We start from the raw sequence: 25,090 nt of genomic DNA, 5'->3' as shown, positions 1-25,090 counted from the left end.
CGTCATCCGTCAGCGCGCGGGCAGCACGTCGTCGAGGTGCGCGCGGAGGTGCGCGGCGACATCGACCGCCGCACGGTCGTAGAGCCACTGATACTGCAGGCCGTCCCACATCGCGATCAGCCAGATCGCCTCGCGTTCGGGGTCGCGGTGCGAGGGAAGATCCCCGTCGACCTGGGCCAGCCGGAACAGCTCGGTGAAGTAGGCGATCGCGCTCGTGAAGCGCTCGGTGAAATAGTCGTGGGCGGGATGCGACGCCGGCACGGCCTCGCACGAGAGCACGGCGTACACCTCGATCAGGCCGGGTTCGTTCTTGGAATTGACGCGCGCGCCATCCGCGATGCCCCGCAGCAGCGTGCCGGCGCGATCCGAGGTCAGCACCTCACCGCGATCGCGGATCGCGCGGTCGCGCTCGGCCAGCACGGCGCTGAGCAGCAGCTCCTTCGACGCGTAGTGATGCAGCAGCGTCGACTTCGAGACGCCGACCGCCTCGGCGATGTCGCGCAGGCTCGTGTCGCCGTAGCCGTCGCGCGAGAAGAGCCGCATCGCGTCGGCGACGATCTGTGTGCGCCGACGGCGTCCGACCGCGTAGCCGGGGTCGGCCTCGACCGTCCCGCCGCCGAACGGGGCGGGCAGCGGCCCGGACGGATCGCTCGCCGGCTCGGGGTCATCCGGATCACGCCAGCCGGTGGGCAGGACCCACAGTGCTTCGCGCTCCTCGAGCATCTCGACCACGTCGACCTGCTCCGGCAGGTACTGCGCGAGCAGCTGCAGACCGTCCCAGCCCGCCGTGTGACGCGTGATCTCGCCGTCGACGTCGCGTTCGGGGTCGATGGCTCCGTGATACTGAGCGTCTGCCAGCGCATCCCGGCTGAGCTCGCGCAGTCTCGCGTAGCGCGCCTGCATCCGCTCGTGCGCGGGATGGCCCGGCGATGACGCCTCGCCGGTGAGCGCGGCGAACAGCTCCAGGTAGCCCGGGGTGCGTGCGTTGCGCTCGGCGAGCCGGGCGAAGACGAGTTCACCGGGTTCGGATGCCGCGGCGATGTCGGCGAACACCGCCTCGTTCTCGGCCTCGAACTCGCCGACGACTTCGGCGAGCAGCGCGTCCTTCGAGGAGAAGTGGCCGAGCAGACCCGGATGGCTGACGGATGCCGCCGCCGCGATGTCGCGCAGGGAGGTCGAGCGGTATCCGCTGCCGACGAAGAGCTCGCGGGCTGCGGCGACGATCCGCTGGCGCGTCGCTGCCGCGCGAGCGTGCCGCGAGCCCGGGGGCGTCATCGTCGTCATCGCTTCCTCTTTCCTCTTCCTATCCTCTCTCATTACCAAGCGGTCGACATTCACTTACCAAACGGTCGAGTTTCGTGTATCTTTCTCGAAGAGCCGCCTCGCAGACGAGTGGCACATCGAAAGGACTGTCATGACAGAGCTGTCATCCGCCGCGAACGCGGCAGCGGTCGGGACCACCGGCATCAAGACGCCGGGCACGACCCCGCCGAAGACGCCGCGCGGCTACACCCCCGGCCTCGCCGCCGTGAACTTCGGCGTCTACCTCGCACTCCTCACCCCGGTGATGGTGTCGATGGCCTTCAAGATCCAGCACATCGATCCCGTGAACACCGAGGGCAGCCTCGGCCTCGTCATGGGAGTCGGCGCCGCCTTCGCCCTCATCGCGAACCCGCTGGTGGGGCGCCTCTCCGACCGCACGACCTCGCGGTGGGGCATGCGCCGCCCGTGGATCCTCGGCGGGGCGATCGTCGGACTCGGCGGCTTCGCCCTGATCGGCGTCGCGACCTCGGTGCTGACCGTGCTGCTCGCCTGGTGCCTCGTGCAGGCCTCGATGAACGCCGTGCTCGCCGCGGCCAACGCGACGCTGCCCGACCAGGTCCCGGTGTCGAGCCGCGGCAAGGTCTCGGGGATCATCGGCATCACCACGCCCATCGGCATCCTCGCCGGCAGCTTCCTGGTGAACTTCCTGCCCGGTGACTTCGAGCGCTTCGTCGTCCCCGGCGTCATCTCCCTGGTGCTCGTGATCATCTTCGTCCTGATCCTCAAGGACCGCCGCCTCGCCCAGAAGCCCGCCGACCGGTTCACGATCGGCACCTTCTTCGGGTCGTTCGTCTTCAATCCGCGCAAACACCCCGACTTCGGCTGGACCTGGCTCACCAAGTTCTTCGTCATGTTCGGCTACGCCGGCATCGCGACCTTCCTGCCGCTGTACCTCGTGACCAAGTTCGGCCTCGACGAGCAGGGCGCCGTCGGCGTCATCCTCGCCGCGAACCTCGCCTCGATGGCCGCGATGGCGATCTCCTCGCCGCTCGGCGGCTTCCTCTCGGACAAGATCGGCAAGCGCCGCCCGTTCGTCGCGATCGCCGGCGTGATCATGGTGGTGGGTCTCGTGATCCTCGCCGTCGCTCCCGACATCACGACCGTCATCATCGCCCAGTCGATCATCGGCCTCGGCGCGGGTTCCTTCCTCTCCGTCGATCTCGCACTGGCCACCGAGGTGCTGCCCAACCCCGACGACGTCGCGAAGGACCTCGGCGTGCTGAACATCGCCAACGCGCTGCCGCAGTCGATCGCCCCCGCCATCGCCCCCGGCATCATCGCTCTGGGCGCGGCCACGCCGCTCGGCGGCTACCCCACCTGGTACCTGTTCGGCGCGCTCGTCGCGCTCGCCGGTGCCGTTCTCGTCTACCGCATCAAGGGAGTCAAGTGACCATCTCCAGCACCACCGCAGACATCACCACCCGACCCTGGCTCGACGCCGACCTGCCCGTCGACGAGCGGGTGCAGCTCCTCCTCGACGAGATGACCGTCGAGGAGAAGGCCGGACTCTTCTTCCACACGATGATCGCGATCGGCGACCTCGAGGAGCCGAATCCGATCTTCGCGACCCCGTCGGCGAGGGAGTTCCTCGAGACGAAGCAGATGACGCACTTCAACCTGCTCGGCGCGGCCCCGACCGGCCGGGAGATCGCCGCCTGGCAGAATGCGCTGCAGCGGCTCGCGGCATCCACCCGCCTCGGGATCCCGGTGACGCTGTCGACGGACCCGCGCCACTCGTTCAGCGAGAACCCGGGCGCGTCGATCCTCGCCGGCCCGTTCTCGCAGTGGCCCGAGACCCTCGGTCTCGCCGCGACGCGCGACGAGGCGCTGGTCGAGCGCTTCGCCGACATCGCCCGACAGGAGTACACCGCCGTCGGCCTGCGCGTCGCCCTGCACCCGCAGGTCGACCTCGCCACCGAGCCACGCTGGGCACGGCAGACGGCGACGTTCGGTGAGGATGCCGAGCTCGCGGGCAGGCTCGGCGCCGCCTACATCCGCGGGTTCCAGGGCGCGGCCTTCGGCCCCGGCTCGGTCTCCACGATGACGAAGCATTTTCCCGGCGGCGGCCCGCAGAAGGACGGCGAGGACCCGCATTTCCCGTACGGCCGCGAGCAGGTCTATCCGGGTGGGCAGTTCGAGCTGCACCTCAAGCCGTTCGAGGACGCACTCGCCGCCGGTACCCGCCAGATGATGCCGTACTACGGAATGCCCGTCGGCACCGAATACGAAGAGGTCGGCTTCGGGTTCAACAAGTCCGTCATCACGGGGCTGCTGCGCGAGCGCTTCGGCTTCGACGGGCTCGTCTGCACCGACTGGGGGCTGATCAGCGACTCCGAGATCTTCGGTCAGCCCTTCCCGGCGCGCGCCTGGGGCGTCGAAGACCTCACTCCGCGCGAGCGGATGAAGAAGGTGCTGGATGCCGGTGCCGACCAGTTCGGCGGCGAGGCGAACCCCGAGCTGCTGCTCGCGCTCATCGCCGACGGCGAGATCACCGAGGAGCGGATCGACGTGTCGGCGCGACGGATCCTGCGTGAGAAGTTCGAGCTGGGGTTGTTCGAGAACCCGTTCGTGGATGAGGACGCCGCCGACGACATCGTCGGGCGTGCGGAGTTCCGAGCCGCGGGAGAGGATGCCCAGCGCGCCTCGATCACGGTGCTCACGAACGACGGTGCCCTGCCCTTCGCTCGCGGCCTGAAGCTCTTCGTCGAGGGGATCGACGCCGAGGTCGCGGCATCCTTCGGCGAGGTCGTCGCGACACCGGCGGATGCCGATCTCGCCGTCATCCGTCTGCAGGCCCCGTTCGAGGAGCGCGAGACGATGTTCGAGAACTTCTTCCACGCCGGCTCGCTCGAGTTCAGCGCCGACGTGGTGGCGCATGTGCGCGAGGTCGCGGCCGCCGTGCCGACGGTCGTCGACGTGCTCGCCGACCGCCCGCCGGTGCTCACCCCGATCGCGGATGCCGCAGCCGCGGTCACGGTCAACTGGGGCGCCTCTGGCGCGGCGCTGCTCGACGTGCTCAGCGGCGAGGTGGCGGCGCAGGGCCGGCTCCCGTTCGACCTCCCGCGGTCGATGGCGGCGGTCGAGGCCTCTCGTCCCGATGTGCCGTTCGACACCGCCGACCCGCTGTTCCGCTTCGGGCACGGTCTCTCGCTCTGACGTGTGTGCCGCGGATCGTCGGTTCCTGTCAGGAGCCGACAATCCGCGGCAGGCGCGTCCTGGCAGGCCGTTGGAGGATAGGCACAGGCGACTTCGCCTTGGTTTGTCGCAGACCTACCATGGAGATATCCCTACTTCTCCTTGGAGGAATGCTCATGGTCGACGCCGCGACCCGCCTTTCGACGACACCTGACGTGTCGATCGAGCCTGTCACCGCCCCGCAGATCGATGTCGCCGCGCTCAACGACGCCCTGCTCGGCACGTGGGCCGACACCCGCCGCGAGGCCCGCGAGATGATCAAGGACTCGGCGTTCTGGCGCAAGGACGAGCTCGGCAAAGACGAGCACCGCGAGCGCGTGCTGAGCCAGCTGCACCTGCTGGTCGAGAACAAGGCCGTGCACCGCGCCTTCCCGAAGTCGCTCGGCGGCGAGGAGAACAACGGCGCGAACATCGCCGGCTTCGAGGAGCTCGTCGTCGCCGACCCGAGCCTGCAGATCAAGTCGGGCGTGCAGTGGGGGCTGTTCGGATCGGCGATCCTGCAGCTCGGCACCACGGAGCACCACGAGAAGTGGCTGCCCGGTGTGATGGACCTGTCGATCCCCGGTGCCTTCGCGATGACCGAGATCGGCCACGGCTCTGATGTCGCCGCCGTCGGCACGACCGCGACGTACGACCCGGAGGCCGAGGAGTTCGTCATCCACACTCCGTTCCGCGCGGCGACGAAGGAGTACCTCGGCAACGCGGCCCTGCACGGTGTCGCGGCGACCGTCTTCGCGCAGCTCATCACGAATGGCACAGGCCACGGCGTGCACTGCTTCTACGTGCCGCTGCGCGGCGAGGACGGGAACGATCTCCCGGGCATCGGCCGCGAGGACGACGGACTCAAGGGCGGCCTCAACGGCATCGACAACGGCCGGCTCTCGTTCGACCACGTCCGCATCCCGCGCACGAACCTGCTCAACCGCTACGGCGACGTCGCCGCCGACGGCACGTACTCGAGCGCGATCGACAGCCCCGGCCGCCGGTTCTTCACGATGCTCGGCACCCTGGTGCAGGGACGCGTGTCGCTCGACGGCGCCGCATCCTGGGCATCCGCCCTCGCCCTGAAGATCGCGATCACCTATGCGACCGAGCGCCGCCAGTTCGACGGCGTCGACGGGCAGGAGGTCGTGCTCCTCGACTACGGCAAGCACCAGCGCCGGCTGCTCCCACGGCTCGCCACGACGTACGCGCAGATCTTCGCCCACGACGAGTTCCTGCAGAAGTTCGACGGCGTCTTCTCCGGGCGCACCGACACCCCGGCCGACCGCGAAGACCTCGAGACGCTCGCGGCGGCCCTCAAGCCACTGTCGACGTGGCATGCGCTCGACACGCTGCAGGAGGCGCGCGAGGCCTGCGGCGGCGCCGGCTTCATGTTCGAGAACCGCCTGGTCGGGCTCCGTGCCGACCTCGACATCTACGTCACGTTCGAGGGCGACAACAACGTCCTGCTCCAGCTGGTCGGCAAGCGACTGCTCACCGACTACGCGAGCCAGTTCAAGGGCAAGGATGCCGCGGCGCTGGCGAAGTTCGCGGTCGGCATGACCGCGGGCAAGGTCTTCCACGGCGCCGGGCTCCGGCAGCTGGGTCAGGCCGTGTCCGACTTCGGTCAGGTGTCCCGCTCTGTCGAGCGCGGGCTCCGGGAGGAGCAGCAGCACGATCTGCTCGCGGGTCGCGTGCAGCAGATGGTGGCCGACGTCGCCGGGCGCCTGCGGCCGGGCGCGAAGGACAAGGCCCTCGGCGCGCGCCTGTTCAACGAGAACCAGGCCGAGCTCATCGAAGCCGCCCGCGCCCACGGAGAGCTGCTGCAGTGGGAGGCGTTCACCGACGCCGTCCACGAGATCGAGGATGCCGACACCAAGAAGGTGCTCACCTGGCTGCGCGACCTCTTCGGTCTGCAGCTCATCGAGAAGCACCTCGCCTGGCACCTGATCAACGGCCGCCTGTCGACCCAGCGCGCTGCGGCCGTGTCGAGCTACATCGACCGGCTGTGCGCACGGCTGCGTCCGTACGCCCTCGACCTCGTCGACGCGTTCGGGTACGAGCCCGAGCACGTGCGCGCACCCATCGCGAGCGGCATCGAGAAGCAGCGTCAGGACGAGGCCCGCGCGTACTACGCCGACCTCGAGGCCTCCGGTGAGGCGCCCGTGAAGGAGAAGAAGACCAAGCGCGAGCCGCTCGGCGATCTGAAGAAGCGCTGACGTCGACGACACGTTTCGTGGCGCAGACTTATACCTGCGCGCTCTATAACTCCGCGCCACGAAACAGGAGCCCCTCATGACCCGCGTCCACGCCTACGCCGCACCGAGCGAAGCCGCACCGCTCGAGAAGACCGTCATCGAACGCCGTGAGCTCGGTCCGCTCGACGTGCTCATCGACATCGCCTTCGCCGGGATCTGCCACTCCGACATCCACACGGTGCAGGGCGACTGGGGGCCGCAGCAGTATCCGCTCGCCCCCGGGCACGAGATCACGGGCACGGTCGCCGCGGTCGGCGCCGAGGTGACGAAGCATGCGGTCGGCGACCGCGTCGGCGTCGGCTGCCTCGTGAACTCGTGCGGCGAGTGCCGCAACTGTCTGCGCGGCGACGAGCAGTTCTGCACGAAGGGCGCGATCTTCACCTACGGTTCGACTGACCTCGACGGCACCGTCACCCAGGGCGGCTACTCCGAGCAGGTCGTCGTGACGGAGGCGTTCGTGCTCCGCATCCCCGACGCCCTCGCACTCGACGTGGCGGCTCCGCTGCTCTGCGCGGGCATCACCACGTACTCGCCGCTGAAGCACTGGAACGTCGGTCCGGGCACTCGCGTCGCGGTCGTCGGACTCGGCGGGCTCGGACACATGGGCGTGCAGATCGCGCACGCGCTCGGCGCCGAGGTGACCGTGCTGTCGCAGACGCTGAGCAAGAAGGACGACGGTCTGCGGCTCGGCGCCGACGACTACCGCGCGACCGGCGATCGCGAGACCTTCCGCGAGCTGCGCAGCTCGTTCGACGTGATCCTCAACACGGTGAGCGCCGTGATCGACATGCGCGCGTACCTGAGCCTGCTCGATGTCGGCGGCACCATGGTGTGCGTCGGCGCACCGGCAGAGCCGCTCCCCGTGCAGGTCATGTCGCTGATCGGAGGACGCCGTTCACTGGCCGGCTCGAACATCGGCGGCATCCGCGAGACGCAGGAGATGCTGGACTTCTGCGCCGAGCACGGCATCGCCGCCGAGATCGAGGTGATCCCGGCATCCGAGATCAACACCGCCTACGAGCGGGTGCTGGCCTCGGACGTCCGGTACCGGTTCGTCATCGACGCGGCGACGATCAGCTGACGAGCACCTCGGCGCCGGTGATCCGCGCGGCGAGGTGCGGAGCGAGCGGGGCGTCGGTGCCGAGCACCACGCGCACCGTGGCGCCGGGCTGGTCGACCGGTCCGCGTCGCTGACCGCGCAGATCGCAGATCACCTGTCCGCGCGCCGGCCCCTGCGAGGTGTCGACCACGACGGAGACGGCGGGGGCGTTCGTCGCCGTCACGCCGCCCACGGCGATCGCTGCGGCGAGCGGGTCGTGCAGGGCGCTGCAGCGCTCGCCGTAGGTGCCGACGTAGAAGTCGAAGTAGAAGCCGAGCATCTCGCCGACGGCCCGTGCGAGCGGAAGCTCGGAGGCCAGCAGAGCCGCGCGGTCGTCCTCGTCGAACACGTTCTCCATCGTGACGTCCAGCGGCACGAGGGTGACGGGCCAGTCCGCGGAGACCGTCGCGGCCGCCGCCTCCGGGTCGTTCCCGATGTTGGCCTCGGCGACGGGGGTGATGTTGCCGGGCACGAGCGCGGCCCCGCCCATCGCGGTCACCTGCTTCACGCGCGAGGGGAGGGTCGGGTCGAGAGCGAGCGCGGTCGCGATGTTCGTCAGCGGACCCACGGCGATGACCTCGAGCGCGCCCGGGTGCTCGTGGGAGAGCCGGATCAGCATGTGCGCGGCATCCTCCGCTTCCGGCGTGCGGGTCGCGGGCGGCAGGGTGATCTCGCCGATGCCGTTGTCGCCGTGCACGTGCGGGGCTCCGCCGTCGAACGGATGAGTGAGGAAGTCGTGCGCGCCGACGGCCACCGGCACGTCGTCGCGACCCGCGAGGGCGAGCAGGCCGAGCGTGTTCACGGCCGCCTGTGCGGAGCTGGTGTTGCCGCTGACGGTGCCGATGCCGACGAGGTCGATCTCGGGTGACGCGAGCAGGTAGGCGAGGGCGAGCGAGTCGTCGATGCCGGTGTCGCAGTCGAAGTAGACGGGGCGGGTGGTGTTCTGTGTCATGGAGTGCTCCGGTGGTTCAGGCGTCGGCCGCGGTCCGCGGCGTGATGAGGAAGCTGGTGATGAGGGCGAGGGCCGTGATCCCGACCGAGATCCACAGCGCCGTGACGTATCCACCCGGGGTGCCCTGGGCGGCGAACGGCGCGACGATGCCGATGCCGAGACCGGCGCCGATGCCGAAGGCGCTGCCGTTGAGCCCGGGGAGGGCGGCCGGCGCCTCCGCGGGGGACTGCACGACGCCCAGGCCGTTGATCGTCGTCAAGACTATGCCGTTGTAGGTCACGCCGAGGAGCGCGATCATCGCGAACACGACCCAGAAGCTCTGGGGGAGCAGGGCGATGACGATCAGCAGCGCGAGGCAGGCGACCATGCCGATGCGCAGGATCGGGATCCAGCCCTTGCGTCCGGCGAGCCATCCCGACATCGGCGCGGCGAAGACGCCGATCAGCGCGGGCGGGGCGAGGAACAGCAGCGCGGCGGTCGCGGCATCGAGTCCGAAGCCGTTCGTGGTGTCCTGACTGAGCAGCACGACCGTGAAGTTGATGACGGCGAAGACGCTGGAGAGCGTGAGGACGGTGGTCGCGAGCACCGGCCACACCTGGCGCGAACGCAGGTGCTGCACCGCGATAAGGGGCGTCGCGCGGCTCTTCTCGACGAACCAGAACACGACCAGCGCGACGATCGTGCCGCCGAGGTAGAGCAGTGTGATCGGCGCCAGCCAGCCCGCGCTCGGGCCGGACGAGACGAAGTACGTCACGCAGATCAGCGCGATCGACAGGACCGCGGCGCCCCACCAGTCCATCTTCCCGGTGGATGCTCCGCCCGGGGAGGAGGGGATGACCCGGGCGACGCAGACGATCGCCACGAGGCCGACGAGGAAGATCACGACGAAGATCGAGCGGAAGCCGAACGTCTCGCTGAGCAGGCCGCCGATGTAGCCGTCGACCCCGCCGACGCCGCCGTTGACGGCCGTGATGATGCCGAGCGTCGTGCCGAAGACCTTCGCGCTGAGTGACTCGCTGAGGATGACGTAGGCCAGCTGGAACGCGGCGCTCGAGGCGCCCTGCAGCACGCGCCCGATGAGCAGGACCGTGAGGTTCGGGGCGAAGAGGCACAGCAGCGTGCCGACCGAGAGGATGCCGAGCACGAGGAACAGGGCGCGCTTACGGCCGATGAAGTCGCTCCAGCGGCCGAGCACGACGCCGCCGACGGCTCCCGCGACGAAGAACAGCGATGACACCTGGGCCACCTGGCCGATGTCCTCGCCGAGCTGGTCGGCGATGTCGGGCAGGGCGGGGGTGATCATGCTCGCGTTCAGCTGGTACGAGAGCACTCCGAGGATGAGCGTCGCGACCAGCCCGACGGCGCGGGCTCCCCGCACGGGTTCGCGGGCGGCAGTGCCCGCAGAGGCGGTGGTGGCATGGGTGTGCACGGAGACTCCTTCGTCAGGGATGCCCTCGGGTGAGGCCTGTCTGATGTTATACCTCTCCGGTCCAACATCGTCAACACGGCCCATCTCATGCTTGAATACGAGGGGCGTCCGCCCGCGCACCGCCACGGAAGGAACCGGCATGACGAAGGAGATCGAGCAGTTCCTCGGTCGCAGTCTGACGAGCACCGTCGGCCAGCCGCTCCGTGTGGCGGTGTACTCGCGCATCGCCGACGGCATCCGCTCCGGCGTCTTCGAGCTCGGCTCCGCGCTTCCGCGCGAGACCGAGCTGGGCACGGCACTCGGCGTCAGCCGCACGGTCGTGCGGGAAGCCCTGATGCTGCTCGAGGAGGACGGACTCATCCTCACCCGCCGCGGCATCGGGCGATTCGTCGCCGACGATCTGCCGCGCGTGGGCCTGGAGGAGCTGCGTCCGCTGGAGGAGGCCCTCTCCGACGGCGAGGACGATGTGGTCGTCCGCGCGATCAGCTTCGACCTGCAGTCCACGACGGACTTCACCTCGAGCAAGCTCGCCCTCGACGCGGCGGCGAACACCTGGTTCCGGGAGGCCGTGGTCGAGCGCCACGGCGAACCGGTGGCGATCCTGCAGGAGCACCTGCCCGCCGGACGCTATCTCAGCGACATCAGTCCGACGATCGCCGACGGGCTGGAGGCGGCGGCCGCGTCATCGTCGAGCGTGCTGGCGGCGCTGCGGGAGCAGGGCGTCGTCTTCGACTCGGCGGTGTGCGAGATCACGGTCAACGTCGTCGGGTCCTCGCGCGGCGAGCTCCTCGGCCTCGGCGCCTCCGACCCCGTGCTCATCCTCACGCAGACCGTGACCACGGGCGGCGTGCCCGTCTACCTGGCCAAATGCATCGTCTCGTCCCGCGTCGGCCACCTCTCCGTCGTCCAGACCACCTCCTGATTGCGAGCATCCGTGCAGAATCCCCTTCCTCTCACCATCGTCGGCAGCATCAACGTCGACCTCACGGCGCGCGCCGAGCGGCTTCCGCAGGCCGGCGAGACCGTCGGCGGCGGTCGTCTCGTCCGCGAGGCGGGCGGGAAGGGCGCCAACCAGGCGACGGCCGCCGCACGTCTCGGCGCCGCGGTCCGCATGATCGGCGCGGTCGGCACCGACCCCGACGGCGCCTGGATGCGCGCGGAGCTCGACGCCGCCGGGGTCGACACGACGAGCGTGCAGACCAGCGACGAGCCGACCGGCGTCGCGCTGATCGTCGTCGACCGCGAGGGCGAGAACCAGATCGCCGTCTGTGAGGGCGCCAACGGCGACATCGACCTCGCCGGCGTCGAGTTCGGGGCGGACGAGGCCGTGCTCGCGCAGCTCGAGATATCGATGGACCTCGTCGTCGCGCTCGCCGAGCAGGTGCGGGGCTACCTGGCTGTGAACGCCGCCCCGGCGCGGGATCTCCCGGAGGCGGTGCTCGCGCGTGCCGACCTCATCATCGTGAACGAGACCGAGTACGCGCTGATCCCGGCGCTGCGCACGGCGAAGCGCGTCGCCGTCACCTACGGCGCCGACGGCGCGAAGCTGTTCGAGTCCGGTGCCGAGGTGGCGTCGGCGCCTGCGGTCAAGACCACCGTGGAGAACACGGTCGGCGCGGGCGACGCCTTCTGCGCCGCGCTCACGATCGGCCTCGCCTCCGGGGTGTCCGCCGATCGCGCGCTCGCCGCCGCCTGCGCCGTGGGGGCCGCGGCCGTCGCCGACCCGCGCTCGCAGCCGCTGCTCTCCCGGTACGACGTGTACCTGCCGGCCTGAACGGGTGAGATGAGCGGTCATGGCGATGTCGGTCGGCACGGATAGCCTGGCCCGATGACCTCTCTCCTCGTGGGCCCCGATGATCGTGCCCGCTGCGCCTGGGTGGGCGACGACGTCGAGTACCGGCGCTATCACGACGAGGAATGGGGCACCGCTCTGCACGGCGACCGTGCGCTGTTCGAGAAGATGGCCCTGGAGGGCTTCCAGGCCGGGCTCTCCTGGATCACGATCCTGCGCAAGCGCCCGCGGTTCCGCGAGGTGTTCGCCGGCTTCGAGCCCGAGGCGGTCGCGGAGTTCGGCGACACCGACATCGAGCGTCTGATGACGGATGCCGGCATCATCCGCAACCGCGCGAAGATCGAGGCCACCATCGGCAATGCCCGCCTCGTCCGGGGGATGGGCGAGGGCGAGCTCGATGAGCTGATGTGGTCGTTCGCGCCGCCGGCATCCGGCATCCGTCCGTCGACGATGGCCGACGTGCCCGCCGTCACACCGGAGTCCGCCGCACTGAGCAAAGAGCTGCGTCGACGAGGGTTCCGCTTCGTCGGCCCCACGACCATGTATGCGCTCATGCAGTCGGCCGGCATGGTCGACGACCATCTGGAGGGATGCTGGCGCGCGTGAGGTCGCCGCTCCGTGATCCCGGCCTCGGGCAGATTTGCCCATCGAGCAGTATTCCGGATCGCGGTTAGGATGAACGGGTGCGCCGTCAGCCCTCACGGGCCCGCGGTGGGGAGCGAGTGAGGGACGACCCTGGGGGGAACCGGGTATGAAGGCGTTGTCGTGGATGCGCGCGCGACCCAAGACGCTGGCCGCGGCCGCCGGGGTCACCGCCGGCGTCATCGCCCTCACGACCATGGCGCTCACGTACGAGGGCTTCCCCACGACGAAGGTCGATCTGAACGACGGCGGCGTCTGGATCACCAAGACGTCGAGCCTGCTGGTCGGGCACTTCAACCATGAGTCGACCGTGCTCGACGGCGGGCTGCGCACCACCGGTGAGAACTACGACATCCTGCAGGACGCCTCCCACGTCATCGTCGTCGACGAGAACGCCTCGACCGTCACCGCCGTGGACCCGGCCCGCGTCTCGCTCGGGGACTCGGCGGGGATCCCCTCGGCATCGAAGGTGTCGCTCGGCAATCTGACCGCGGCGATCCTCGACCAGAAGACCGGTGAGCTCTGGGTGGTGCCGGTCAAGGGCATCGCGTCGTTCGAGATCGAGGTCAAGGACCCGGTCGCCGAACTGGGCGCCGACGCCGACGTGGCGGTCGCGAGCGACGGCACCGTCTTCGGCCTGTCCGCGGAGCGCGGCGAGGTCGTCACCGTGCCGGTCGACACCGAGGGCGAGCCGCTCGACGCGTCGACGGCATCCGTCGGTGAGATCGACGCGTCCGGCAAGCCGAGCATCACGGCCGTCGGACGCACGCCCGTCGTGCTCGACCGCACAGCCGGCGTCGTCACGACGCCGGGCGGGTTTCGCACGAAGATCCCGGATGCCGGGGAGGCCGTGCTGCAGCAGGCATCCGCCGAGACCGCCGCGGTCGCCATCTCGACGCCGAGCTCTCTCATGAGCGTGCCGCTCGACGGCGGCGAGCCGACGCAGGTCGACGCCGGCGCGAACGGCACCGCCGCGGCCCCGGTGTGGCTCAAGGGCTGCACCTACGGCGCCTGGGCGGGTTCCGCCACCTTCATCCGCGAGTGCCCCGGTGACGCGAACGACGTCAACGCCGAGGTCGACGGCGCCCAGGACTCGAAGGCGCTGGTCTTCCGCGTCAACCGCGACGTGATCATCCTGAACGACGCCGTGGGCGGTGCGGCCTGGATGGCCGACGAGAGCCTGCAGCGCGTCGACAACTGGAACGACCTCACTCCGCCCGAGGGCGAGACCGAGAACGAGGACGACTCCACCGAGGAGACCGTCGAGACGACGCTGCCGGAGCGCTCCGAGGAGAACACCCCGCCGATCGCCGAGGACGACTCGTTCGGCGTGCGCCCCGGCGCCACGACGATGCTGCCGGTGCTCGACAATGACAACGACCCCGACGGCGACGTGCTGGTCGCGACGCTCGCCGAGGCCCAGCCGTCGATCGGCACGATCCAGCAGGTGCAGAACGGCGGCTCCCTGCAGATCGCCGTCGACGAGAAGGCCACCGGATCGACGACCTTCACGTACGAGGCCGACGACGGCCGCGGCGGCAAGGACACCGCGGCGGTGACCCTGTCGGTGCACGACCTGAGCGTCAACGGTGCGCCGACGCCCAAGCGCAAGACCAGCCTCACCGTCGAGACCGGCGGAACGATCTCGTACAACATCCTCCCGGACTGGATCGATCCCGACGGCGACGACATCTACCTCAAGGACGTCATACCGGCGCCGGGCGATGAGGTCGACTTCAGCACCGACGGTCAGATCACCTACAAGGCCACTGCGAGCCTGCAGGGGCGCAAGGACGTGCAGGTCGTCGTCGCCGACGGCTACGGCGAGACCACGACGGCGACCGTCTCTCTCGACGTGCGCCCGCAGGGGTCCACGAAGCCCAAGACGAACGCCGATCACGTCGTCACACGCGTGGGCGAGCAGGTCACCGTCGCACCGCTCGCCAACGACACCAGCTCGGGCCGCGAACCGCTGCGTCTCGGCCGTGTCAACGAGGTGCCGGGCGCGACGGTCCTGCCCGACTTCCCGAACAAGACGTTCAGCTTCACCGCCGAGGCACCCGGCACCTACTACGTGCTCTATCTCGCGACGGCGGGCCCGGAGAACGGCGAGGGCATCGTGCGCGTCGACGTGCTCGAGGCGAGCGAGGCCGACCTCCCGCCCGTGGCCGTCCGCGACGTCGCGCTGCTGCCGACCGGCGGCGACGTGCTGATCGGTGTGCTCGCGAACGACATGGATCCGGCCGGCGGCATCCTCGTCGTGCAGTCCGTCTCCATCGAGGACAACAGCGGCATCTCGGTCTCGGTGATCAACCACGAGACGCTGCGCATCACCGACCAGGGATCGCTCACCGACCAGGCACGCATCAAGTACCGCATCTCGAACGGCTCGAAGTCCGCCGAGGGCGAGGTCGTCGTGATCTCGATCCCCGCGCCGGACCAGATCCTCCAGCCCGACGCCAATGACGACACGGCGATCGTGCGCGCCGGCGATGTCGTCACCATCCCGGTGCTCGACAACGACACGCACCCGAACGACGACGTGCTGCACGTCTCTCCCGAGCTGATCGAGCCGCTGGTCGACCCGGAGTTCGGTGAGGCGTTCGTCTCGCAGGACCAGGTGCGCTTCAAGGCGGGGCCGGAACCGAGGACCGTCTACCTGACCTACGAGGCCGTCGACTCGCGGCAGCAGAAGGCGGCGGCCTACGTCACCATCCAGATCCTGCCCGTCGTGGAGGGCACCAATGCGGCGCCGCGCCCGCAGGACCTCGTCTCCCGCGTGCTCGCAGGGTCCACCACGAGCATCGCCGTCCCGCTCGACGGCATCGACGCCGACGGCGACTCCGTCGAGCTCATCGACATCGCATCCAGTCCGAGCAAGGGACGCATCACCGAGACCGGTCAGAACTACTTCACGTACGAGGCGTTCGACGACTCCTCCGGCGTCGACGTCTTCAAGTACCGCGTGCGCGACCGCCTCGGCAAGGAGGGCGTCGCCACGATCCGGGTCGGGATCGCCCCCGGCGAGCAGACCAACCAGAAGCCGTATGCGGTGAAGGATGCCGTCGTCGTGCGCCCCGGACGCGAGATCGCCGTGCCGGTGATGGAGAACGACTCCGACCCCGAGGGCGACAAGATCGTGCTCGTGAAGGACGGCCTCGAAGTCCCCGACGATCTCGGGCTCACGGCCCGCGTCTCGGGCGATCGTGTGCTGGTGCAGGCTCCGGACCGGGCTCTCGAGACCTCGCTGCAGTACACGATCCGCGACGCCAGAGGCGCCGAGGCGACCGCCGCTCTGCAGATCACGGTCGACGAGGACGTGCCGCTGCAGGCGCCGGTCGCGCGCGACGACCGGGTGCGGCCCACCGACCTCAAGGACGGCACGCTCACCGCCGACATCGAGATCCTCAAGAACGACGAGGACCCGGACGGGACGACGGACCGCCTCGACGTCACGCTCGGCGACGGAGCGACCGCGCTCGAGAACGGCAAGGTGCGGGTCACCGTGACCGACGAGCTCCAGCTCATCCGCTACACGCTCACCGACCGCGACGACCTCGCCGCCTCCGCCTTCATCTTCGTGCCGGCGAAGTCGGACCTGCGTCCGATCCTCGACTCGACCAAGCCGATCGAGGTCATGAGCGGCGAGACGAAGGAGATCCCGCTCGAGGACTACGTCACCGTCGCGGGTGGCGGCACCGCACGCATCACCGAGCACGCCAAGGTGACGGCCGTGCACGCGAACGGCGCCGATCTCGTGCAGGACGCGACGACGCTCGTCTACACCTCGGCCGACGGCTACTTCGGTCAGGACGCCCTCACGTTCGAGGTCACCGACGGCACCGGCCCCGACGATCCCGAGGGCCGCACCGCGACGCTCAGCATCCCGATCAACGTCCTGCCGCCTGAGAACCAGCAGCCGACCTTCATCGGCAGCGAGGTCGTCGTGGCACCGGGCGAAGAGGCCACGAAGCTCGACCTCGCGGCTCTGACGACCGACCCCGATCCCGAGGACGAGGGCAAGCACAAGTACACGTACGTGAGCGGCGCCGGCAAGGGCATCACCGCGAAGGTCGACGGGACCGACCTGCTCGTCGAGGCCGGGTCCGACGTAGAGAAGGGCACCGTCGCCTCGCTCACGCTGCGCATCACCGACGGCACGACCGAGCCCGTCGAGGGCACCGTGTCGGTGCGCGTCGGCGCCTCCACGCGCCCCGTGCCGACCGCCAACACCGACACGATCTCCGAGGCCGACCAGGGCAAGAGCATCACCGTGCCGGTGCTGGCGAACGATTTCAACCCGTTCCCCGAGACGCCGCTCAAGCTGCTCAGCGCCTCGACCGAGTCCGGTTCGGGCGGCGCGACGGTCAAGGGCGATCAGGTCGTGGTCACCCCGGATGCGAGCTTCGTCGGCACCATGATCGTCCGCTACCGCATCCAGGATGCGACGAAGGACCCCGATCGCGAGGCGAACGGGCAGATCGTCGTCACGGTGCAGGGCGTGCCGGAGGCCCCGGGAGCCCCGGTCGTCAGCAGCGTGCAGGATCGCGTCGTCGTCGTGTCGTACGGGGCGCCGTCGAACAACGGCGCCGAGATCACGAAGTACACCGTCAAGTCGGTCAGCGGCAACCCGTATTCGAAGGAGTGCCAGTCCACGACGTGCACCCTCGACGGTCTCACCAACAACGTCGAGTACACGTTCCAGGTGACGGCGACGAACCGCGTCGGCGAGTCGAAGCCGTCCGGCTCCTCGGCGATCGCGCGTCCTGACGCCCGCCCCGACACCCCGAACCCGCCGTCGCTCGCGTTCGGCGACAAGTCGCTCAAGGTCAGCTGGACGACTCCCACCACGCCGGGGTCGCCGGTCGAGAGCTACACGCTCGAGATCTCGCCCGCCCCGCCGTCGGGCATCACGCAGAAGCAGGCCACCGGAAACTCGATGACCTGGGAGGGACTCGAGAACGGATCGAACTACCAGATCCGCGTACAGGCGCACAACCGCGCCCCCGAGCCGTCGAGCTGGAGCAACTGGTCGGCATCCGAGATCCCCGCCGGTCCGCCGATGACGGCCGCAGCGCCGACGACCACCGAGATCCAGGGCGTCGGCAACCAGGCGCAGATGCAGGTCAGCTGGACTCCGCCGAACAACAACGGCGATGCGATCAGCACCTACGAGCTGCAGGTGTGGGAGGGCAGCACGCTCCGCAACACCATCACGCCCGGCGCATCCGCCCGGTCGCAGGCGGTCACGGTGCCGACGTCCGAGACGCCGTACACGTACCGCATCCGCTCGTACAACAAGGCCGGCTGGAGCGAATGGAGCCCGATGTCGGCTCCCCGCCGAGGTGTCAACAAGCCGGGTGCACCGACCGGAGTCAGTGTGCGCGAGGGCGACCAGTCGCTCACGGTCTCGTACGCGCCGGGTTCGCGCAACGGCGCGAAGGACAGCGAGATCGCGTACCAGTACACCCTCAACGGCGGCGGCAGCTGGGCCGGTCTCCCGGGCAACAACGTCATCTCGGGCCTGAGCAACGGCACGAACTACACCGTGCAGCTGCGCGCCGTGGCGACCGTCGACGGCGTCGTCTATCCGGGTGCGGTCTCCAACGGAGCGCAGGGCAATCCGCTCGGTCCGCTGCGGCAGCCCCAGGTCAGTGCCGGTCAGAACGCGAAGAGCGTGACGTTCAACTGGAACGCCAACGGCTCGGCGAACGGGCGGCCCATCTCGACCGTGCGCATCCGCATCGACGGCGGCGGCTGGCAGAACGTGGGCGCGACCGGCAGCACGACGGTCGGCGACGGCTACAGCCAGCGGCACACCATCCAGGTCGAGGTGACCGATTCCGCCGGCCGGCAGATCACCAGCGGGGTCGTCGAGCAGACGTCGGGACCGAAGCCGCCGCCGCGCGCGTGGGTCACGTCGACCGGCGACGCCAACGGCCAGCCGAACTGCAATGACGGGACCTGTGCGTACTTCTATGTGACGGCGCGAGGTTTCGACCCCGGTCAGTCTCTCTCCATTCGCTGCAACAACAACGACGCGGTGTACGGCGGCGAGTGGAGTGGGCCGCACAGCTTGGTCGTCGACGGCAATGGAAACGGCGAACGCCCGTTGCCCTGCTACCTCGGCAACCGCCGCGGCGTCATCGAGGTCTGGGTCATGATCAACGGGCAGGCATACGAGCATCGCGTCTGGCAATGATCCCGGGGGATGCGGTGGGTAACTCTGCCCATCAGCGGCACGCCTCCGCACAGTTAGGATGAACGGGTATATCGCATCGCCAGCGAACGGTGCGGATCGCAGTTCCAGATGCGAGGCCTGGGGGGAGACCGGCGGATGAAGGCTCTGTCGTGGATGCGCGCGCGCCCGAAGGCGCTCGCCTCGGCGGCCGGCGTCACTATCGGCGTCGTCGCGATCACGACCATGGCCCTCACCTATGAGGGGTTCCCCACCACCAAGGTCGATCTGAACGACGGCGGCGTCTGGATCACCAAGACGTCGAGCCTCCTCGTCGGCCATTTCAACAACGAGTCGACGATCCTCGACGGCGGACTGCGCACCACGGGCGAGAACTACGACATCCTCCAGGCCGCGGCGAACGTGCTGGTGGTCGACGAGGGCAGCTCCACCGTCACCGCCGTCGACCCGGCCCGCGTCTCGATGGGCGACTCCGCCGGCATCCCGAGCTCCGCGAAGGTGGCCCTGGGCAACCGCACGGCCGCGATCCTCGACAAGAAGTCCGGCGATCTGTGGGTCGTGCCGGTCAAGGGCATCGCCTCCTTCGAGATCGGCGCCGTCGATCCGGTCGCCGAGCTCGGCGAGAACGCCGACGTGACGGTCGCCGAAGACGGCACGGTCTTCGGCCTCTCGAGCGCGAAGGGCGAGGTCGTCACGGTTCCGGTCGACAACGAGGGCGAGGCCGGCGAGCCGTCCACGGCATCGGTCGGCGAGATCGACGCCTCGACGCCGCCCACGATCACGGCCGTCGGGCGCACTCCGGTCGTGCTGGACGCGGCATCCGGCACCGTGACGACCCCGGGCGGCTTCCGCACGACGATCGCCGACGCCGAGGATGCCGTGCTGCAGCAGGCCTCCGCCGAGAACACCGCGGTCGCCGTCGCCACGGCATCCGCTCTGGTGAGCGTGCCGCTCGACGGAAGCGAACCCACGACGACGGATGCCGAGGGCTCGGGCTCTCCGGCGGCGCCGGTGTGGCTCAAGGGCTGCGCCTACGGCGCCTGGGGCGGATCGGGCGCCTTCGTACGGGAGTGCGCCGGGTCGGCGAACGACGTCTCCGCGACGATCGAGGAGGCGCAGGACTCGAAGAGCCTCATCTTCCGCGTGAACCGCGACGTGATCATCCTGAACGATGCGGTGGGCGGCGCGGCGTGGATGCCGAACGAGAGCCTGCAGCGCGTCGACAACTGGAACGACCTGACTCCTCCCGAAGGGGAGACCGAGAACGAGGACGACTCGACCGAGGAGACCGTCGAGACCACCCTCCCGGAGCGCAGCGAGGTGAACACCCCGCCGATCGCCGAGGACGACGCGTTCGGCGTGCGGCCGGGTGCTTCCGCACTGCTGCCGGTGATCGACAACGACAACGATCCGGACGGTGACGTCCTGGTCGCCGCGATGGCCGAGGCGCAGCCCGCGATCGGCACGGTCCAGCCGATCTACAACGGCGGCTCGCTGCAGATCGCCGTCGAGGAGGACGCGTCGGGCTCGAGCAGCTTCCAGTACGAGGTCGACGACGGACGCGGCGGGAAGGACACGGCGACCGTCGCCCTCTCGGTGCACGACTGGGATCAGAACGGCGCACCGACGGCGAAGCGCAAGACCTCTCTCACCGTCGAGGCGGGCGGCACGGTCTCGTACAACATCCTCCCGGACTGGATCGATCCCGACGGCGACGACATCTACCTCAAGGAGGTCGTGGCGGAGCCGGGCGACGAGGTCGACTTCAGCACCGACGGCCAGCTCACCTACAAGGCGACCGCGAGCCAGCAGGGACGCAAGGACGTGACGGTCACGGTGGCCGACGGCTTCGGCGAGCTGACGACGACCACGATCACGCTCGACGTGCGCGCACAGGGCACCACGAAGCCGAAGACGAACGCCGATCACGTCGTGACGCGCGTCGGCGAGCAGATCACGGTCGCGCCGCTCGCCAACGACACCAGCTCCGGCCTGGAGCCGCTGCGTCTCGGCCGCGTCGACGAGGTGCCCGGCGCCACCGTGCTGCCGGACTTCACCAACAAGACCTTCAGCTTCACGGCCCCCACGGTCGGGGTGTACTACGTGCAGTACCTCGCGACCGCGGGACCGGAGAACGGCGAGGGACTCGTCCGCATCGACGTGACCGAGGCGGCCGACGTCGATCTGCCGCCGGTCGCCGTCCGCGACGTCGCGCTGCTGCCGACGGGCGGCGACGTGCTCATCGGTGTGCTGAACAACGACACGGATCCGGCCGGTGGCATCCTCGTCGTGCAGTCCGTCTCGATCGAGCCCGGTACCGGGGTCTCGGTCTCGGTGCTGAACCACGAGACGCTGCGCATCACCGACCAGGGCACCCTCGAGGAGCAGGTGCGCATCTCGTACCGGATCTCCAACGGCAAGCAGTCCGCCGTGGGCGAGGTCGTGGTCGTGCCGATCCCGGCGGCGGAGGAGATCCTCCAGCCCGTCACGAATCCTGACACCGCCTACGTGCGGGCGGGCGACGTCGTGACGATCCCGGTGCTCGACAACGACACGCACCCGAGCGACGACGTGCTGCACGTCGCGCCCGAACTCATCGAGCCGTTCGTCGACCCGGAGTTCGGCGAGGCGTTCGTCTCGCAGGATGCCGTGCGGTTCAAGGCCGGACCCGACGCCAAGACGGTGTACCTCACGTACGAGGCCGTCGACTCACGCCAGCAGAAGGCAGCCGGGTACGTCACGATCCAGATCCTCCCGGTCGACGAGGAGACGAACGCGGCTCCGCGGCCGCGCGATCTCGTGGCCCGTGCGCTCTCCGGCACCGAGATCAACATCGCCGTGCCGCTCGACGGCATCGACGGCGACGGCGACTCGGTCGAGCTGCTTGACGTCTCGTCCAGCCCGACCAAGGGCCGCATCACCGAGGTCGCGCAGAACTACCTCACGTACGAGGCCTTCGAGGGCTCGACGGGCGTCGACGTCTTCAAGTACCGCGTGCGCGACCGCCTCGGCAAGGAGGGTACCGCCACGATCCGCGTCGGCATCGCGCCGGCCGAGCAGATCAACCAGGCTCCGTATGCCGTGAAGGACGCGGTCGTGGTGCGCCCCGGTCGCGAGATCGCGGTGCCGGTGCTGCTCAACGACTCCGACCCCGAGGGCGACAAGCTCGCGCTCGTGAAGGACGGACTGGAGGTGCCCGACATCGACGGGCTGTCCGCCAGGGTGTCGGGAGACCGCGTGCTGGTCCAGGCGCCGAACCGCGCGCTGGAGACCTCGCTGCAGTACACCGTGACCGATGCCCGCGGTGCGACGGCGACCGCCGTGCTGCAGATCACGGTCGACGAGGACGTTCCCCTGCAGGCGCCGGTCGCCCGTGACGACCGCCTGCGCCCCGCAGACCTCGAGGACGGCAGCCTCTCGGCCGACCTCGACATCCTCGACAACGACGAGGACCCCGACGGCACCACCGATCGGCTGGACCTCGAGGTCGGCGCCGGCGGGACCGTGCTGGAGAACGGCAAGGTGCGTGTCACCGTCACCGACGAGCTGCAGCTGATCCGATACACCCTCACCGACCAGGACGACCTGCAGTCCTCGGCCTTCATCTTCGTCCCCTCGGAAGACGGTCTGCGCCCGACCCTGACCTCGACCAAGCCCCTCGAGGTCAAGAGCGGCGAGACCAAGGAGGTCCCGCTCTCGAAGTACGTCACGGTCGCGGGCGGCGGCGACGTCGTCATCACCGAGCACGCCAAGGTGACCGCGATCAACGCCGACGGATCCGACCTCGTGAAAGACGAGAAGACGCTCGTCTACACGTCGGCGCCCGGCTACTTCGGACAGGACGCGCTGACCTTCGAGGTCACCGACGGCACGGGCCCCGACGACCCTGAGGGCCGCAAGGCGACTCTCAGCATCCCCGTCAACGTGCTGCCGCCCGACAACCAGCCGCCGGAGTTCCTGGGCAGTCAGATCAACGTCGCGCCGGGTGAGGAGGCGAGCGTGCTCGACCTCGCCGCGCTCACGACCGACCCCGACCCGGAGGACGAGGGCAAGCACAAGTACTCGCTCGTCGACGGCGAGGGCAAGGGGATCAGCGCGAAGATCGACGGCGACCGGCTGCTCGTCGAGGCGTCCTCGAACGCGAAGAAGGGCACGGCGACGACCCTGACCCTGCGCGTCACCGATGGCGAGACCGAACCGGTGGAGGGCTCCGTCCTCGTGCAGGTCACCGCGTCGAACCGCGCGATGCCCGCCGCGAACACCGACACCATCGCCGAGGCCGACCAGGGCAAGACGGTCACGGTGCCCGTGCTCGCGAACGACTTCAACCCGTTCCCGGAGACGCCGCTCAAGATCCTCGATGCGAACGTCGAGACCGGCGCCGGCCAGGTGAGCGTGAAGGGCGACGACGTCGTGGTGACGCCGTCGAAGGAGTTCGTCGGCACCCTCGTCGTGCGGTACCGCATCCAGGACGCCACCGAAGACCCCGATCGCGAGGCGACCGGCCAGGTCGTGCTGACCGTGCAGGGCGTTCCCGAGGCTCCCGGCGCGCCCACGGTCACGAGCGTGCAGGACCGCGTCGTCGTCGTGTCGTACGGCGCTCCCTCCAACAACGGCGCCGAGATCACGAAGTACACCGTGAAGGCGGTGCAGGGCGGCTCGTACTCGAAGGAGTGCCAGTCGACCACGTGCACGCTGGACGGCCTGACGAACAACGTCGAGTACGTGTTCCAGGTCACTGCGACGAACCGCGTCGGCGAGTCGAAGCCCTCCGGATCGTCGGCCGTCGCCCGCCCGGACGCGCGTCCGGACACCCCGAACCCGCCGTCGCTGGCGTTCGGCGACAAGTCGCTCAAGGTGGCCTGGACGACTCCGACGACACCGGGTTCCCCGGTCGAGCGGTACACGCTGGAGATCTCGCCGGCCCCGCCGTCGGGCATCAGCCAGAAAGAGGTCACCGGCAACTCCCTCACCTGGGAGGGGCTGGAGAACGGCGGCAACTACCAGGTGCGCGTGCAGGCCCACAACCGTGCGCCCGAGCCGTCGAGCTGGAGCAACTGGTCGGCCTCCGAGGTGCCCGCCGGTCCTCCGCTGGCCGGTGGCGCACCGACGACCGCCGAACTGTCCCCGGTCGGGAACCAGGCGCAGATGCAGGTGAACTGGGGAACGCCGCCCATGAATGGCGATGCGATTCGGAGCTATCAGCTCGAGGTCTGGGAGGGGTCCACTCTGCGCAACACGCTGTCGCCCGGGGCTGCCTCGAACAGCCAGGCGGTCGTCGTGCCGACGTCCGAGAACGACTACACCTACCGGATCCGCGGGGAGAACAAGGCCGGCTGGGGCGAGTGGAGCCCGATGTCGGCGCCGCGCCGCGGCGTCATCGCGCCCTCGCCGGGGCAGATCACCAGCGTGGATGCGGGCGACGGCAGCATCACCGTGCACTACACGCCCGGTTCGCGCAACGGCGCCCGCCAGGGCGAAGTGGTCTACCAGTACCGTCTCAACGGCGGCGGCTGGGCCAACCTGCCGGGCAACGGCGTCATCGGCGGCCTGAACAACGGCACGAACTACAACGTGGAAGCCCGTGGTGTCGCGAACGTGGGCGGTGTGCAGTACGTCGGCGGACCGTCGAACGCCGTCGCGCAGGTCCCGTTCGGTCCGCCGAAGGAGCCTGCGGCCAGCGCCAGGAACCTCGGCCAGAGCGTGGAGGTCTCCTGGAACTCCGCGCGGTCGTACAACGGACGCGCGATCCAGGTCACGCAGATCGACATCGGCAACGGCTGGCAGACCGTCGCGGCCAGCGGCTCTCGCACGGTCGGCAACGGCTACGGCCAGACCCACAGCATCCGGGTGAGGGCGCAGGATGCGAACGGCACCTGGTCTCCCGTCGGCTCCGCGTCGGCGAAGACCGATGACCCGCCGCAGCCCAAGGTCTGGGTCACACAGGGCGACGCCGCCGGCAGCTGTGTCAACGGATGCCGCAGATTCGTCATGCACTGGGAGAATCTGAACCTCGGCAGCGTGCAGGTGACCTGCCACTCGACCAACTCCGGTCAGGTCGCGAGTGCGAACACCGTCAACGTCAACGGCAACGGCTCCCAGCAACTGGGCTGCTGGGTCGGACGCGACGGCCAGGATGTCTGGGTCGACATCCAGGGCTGGGGCGACGGCGTCGACACCGAGAAGAGATTCTGGGCGCGGCCATAGCCGCGCCCAGCC

General features: G+C 69.5%; 12 protein-coding genes. 9 read left to right on the top strand and 3 right to left on the bottom strand.

From position 1 onward, the window contains the following. Window positions 1–9: 9 nt before the first annotated feature. Window positions 10–1,284, bottom strand: coding sequence for a TetR/AcrR family transcriptional regulator (locus LC452_RS17605; protein WP_223627588.1), 1,275 nt, complete (start codon window positions 1,282–1,284; stop codon window positions 10–12). A 130-nt stretch (window positions 1,285–1,414) separates the two neighbouring features. Here LC452_RS17605 and LC452_RS17600 point away from each other — a divergent pair, with 130 nt between their 5' ends. The 4 genes from LC452_RS17600 to LC452_RS17585 all read left to right on the top strand — a co-directional run bounded on the left by LC452_RS17600 (window position 1,415) and on the right by LC452_RS17585 (window position 7,839). Then, complete coding sequence (locus tag LC452_RS17600; protein ID WP_223627586.1) at window positions 1,415–2,713, top strand: MFS transporter; 1,299 nt, start codon at window positions 1,415–1,417, stop codon at window positions 2,711–2,713. Next, window positions 2,710–4,479, top strand: a complete 1,770-nt coding sequence (locus tag LC452_RS17595; RefSeq protein ID WP_223627584.1) for a glycoside hydrolase family 3 protein — start codon at window positions 2,710–2,712, stop codon at window positions 4,477–4,479. The genes LC452_RS17600 and LC452_RS17595 overlap by 4 nt, the downstream gene beginning before the upstream one ends. Window positions 4,480–4,634: 155 nt before the next feature. After that, complete coding sequence (locus LC452_RS17590; RefSeq protein WP_223627582.1) at window positions 4,635–6,719, top strand: acyl-CoA dehydrogenase; 2,085 nt, start codon at window positions 4,635–4,637, stop codon at window positions 6,717–6,719. Window positions 6,720–6,795: 76 nt separating this feature from the next. Beyond that, window positions 6,796–7,839, top strand: coding sequence for an NAD(P)-dependent alcohol dehydrogenase (locus LC452_RS17585; protein ID WP_223627580.1), 1,044 nt, complete (start codon window positions 6,796–6,798; stop codon window positions 7,837–7,839). On the opposite strand, the gene LC452_RS17580 is transcribed toward LC452_RS17585, so the two are convergent. Together LC452_RS17580 and LC452_RS17575 are read right to left on the bottom strand one after the other, a co-directional pair. Continuing rightward, on the bottom strand, window positions 7,832–8,809 hold the full coding sequence (locus tag LC452_RS17580) for a nucleoside hydrolase (RefSeq protein WP_223627578.1): 978 nt from the start codon (window positions 8,807–8,809) through the stop codon (window positions 7,832–7,834). The two genes, LC452_RS17585 and LC452_RS17580, sit on opposite strands and share 8 nt — an antisense overlap. 16 nt (window positions 8,810–8,825) lie before the next feature. Next, window positions 8,826–10,238 carry an MFS transporter gene (locus LC452_RS17575; RefSeq protein WP_223627576.1) on the bottom strand — a complete coding sequence of 471 codons (1,413 nt, stop codon included), beginning with the start codon at window positions 10,236–10,238 and terminating at the stop codon, window positions 8,826–8,828. A gap of 139 nt (window positions 10,239–10,377) precedes the next feature. Here LC452_RS17575 and LC452_RS17570 point away from each other — a divergent pair, with 139 nt between their 5' ends. The 5 genes from LC452_RS17570 (at window position 10,378) to LC452_RS17550 (ending at window position 25,078) form a co-directional block, all read left to right on the top strand. Next, window positions 10,378–11,160, top strand: a complete 783-nt coding sequence (locus LC452_RS17570; RefSeq protein ID WP_223627574.1) for a GntR family transcriptional regulator — start codon at window positions 10,378–10,380, stop codon at window positions 11,158–11,160. A 12-nt stretch (window positions 11,161–11,172) separates the two neighbouring features. Next, window positions 11,173–12,012 carry a PfkB family carbohydrate kinase gene (locus LC452_RS17565; protein WP_223627572.1) on the top strand — a complete coding sequence of 280 codons (840 nt, stop codon included), beginning with the start codon at window positions 11,173–11,175 and terminating at the stop codon, window positions 12,010–12,012. A 54-nt stretch (window positions 12,013–12,066) separates the two neighbouring features. Continuing rightward, complete coding sequence (locus tag LC452_RS17560; protein WP_223627571.1) at window positions 12,067–12,636, top strand: DNA-3-methyladenine glycosylase I; 570 nt, start codon at window positions 12,067–12,069, stop codon at window positions 12,634–12,636. Between the two features lie 163 nt (window positions 12,637–12,799). Further along, a complete protein-coding gene (locus LC452_RS17555; RefSeq protein WP_223627569.1) occupies window positions 12,800–18,874 on the top strand; it encodes an Ig-like domain-containing protein in 6,075 nt (2,024 codons plus the stop codon). A 135-nt stretch (window positions 18,875–19,009) separates the two neighbouring features. Then, a complete protein-coding gene (locus tag LC452_RS17550) occupies window positions 19,010–25,078 on the top strand; it encodes an Ig-like domain-containing protein (protein WP_223627567.1) in 6,069 nt (2,022 codons plus the stop codon). The last annotated feature ends 12 nt before the right edge of the window (window positions 25,079–25,090 follow it).

Origin of the sequence: Microbacterium sp. EST19A (genome assembly GCF_019969685.1) — a bacterium.
Classification (GTDB): Bacteria; Actinomycetota; Actinomycetes; order Actinomycetales; family Microbacteriaceae; genus Microbacterium.
The sequence above is the reverse complement of the archived record's forward strand: the minus strand, read 5'-3'. Positions and strand labels throughout refer to the sequence as shown.

Excerpts from the sequence above, each read along its gene's own strand:
- LC452_RS17605 (WP_223627588.1), bottom strand. The coding sequence starts at position 1,284 with ATGACGACGATGACGCCCCCGGGCTCGCGGCACGCTCGCGCGGCAGCG.
- LC452_RS17600 (WP_223627586.1), top strand. The coding sequence starts at position 1,415 with ATGACAGAGCTGTCATCCGCCGCGAACGCGGCAGCGGTCGGGACCACC.
- LC452_RS17590 (WP_223627582.1), top strand. The coding sequence starts at position 4,635 with ATGGTCGACGCCGCGACCCGCCTTTCGACGACACCTGACGTGTCGATC.
- LC452_RS17585 (WP_223627580.1), top strand. The coding sequence starts at position 6,796 with ATGACCCGCGTCCACGCCTACGCCGCACCGAGCGAAGCCGCACCGCTC.
- LC452_RS17580 (WP_223627578.1), bottom strand. The coding sequence starts at position 8,809 with ATGACACAGAACACCACCCGCCCCGTCTACTTCGACTGCGACACCGGC.
- LC452_RS17570 (WP_223627574.1), top strand. The coding sequence starts at position 10,378 with ATGACGAAGGAGATCGAGCAGTTCCTCGGTCGCAGTCTGACGAGCACC.
- LC452_RS17560 (WP_223627571.1), top strand. The coding sequence starts at position 12,067 with ATGACCTCTCTCCTCGTGGGCCCCGATGATCGTGCCCGCTGCGCCTGG.
- LC452_RS17555 (WP_223627569.1), top strand. The coding sequence starts at position 12,800 with ATGCGCGCGCGACCCAAGACGCTGGCCGCGGCCGCCGGGGTCACCGCC.
- LC452_RS17550 (WP_223627567.1), top strand. The coding sequence starts at position 19,010 with ATGAAGGCTCTGTCGTGGATGCGCGCGCGCCCGAAGGCGCTCGCCTCG.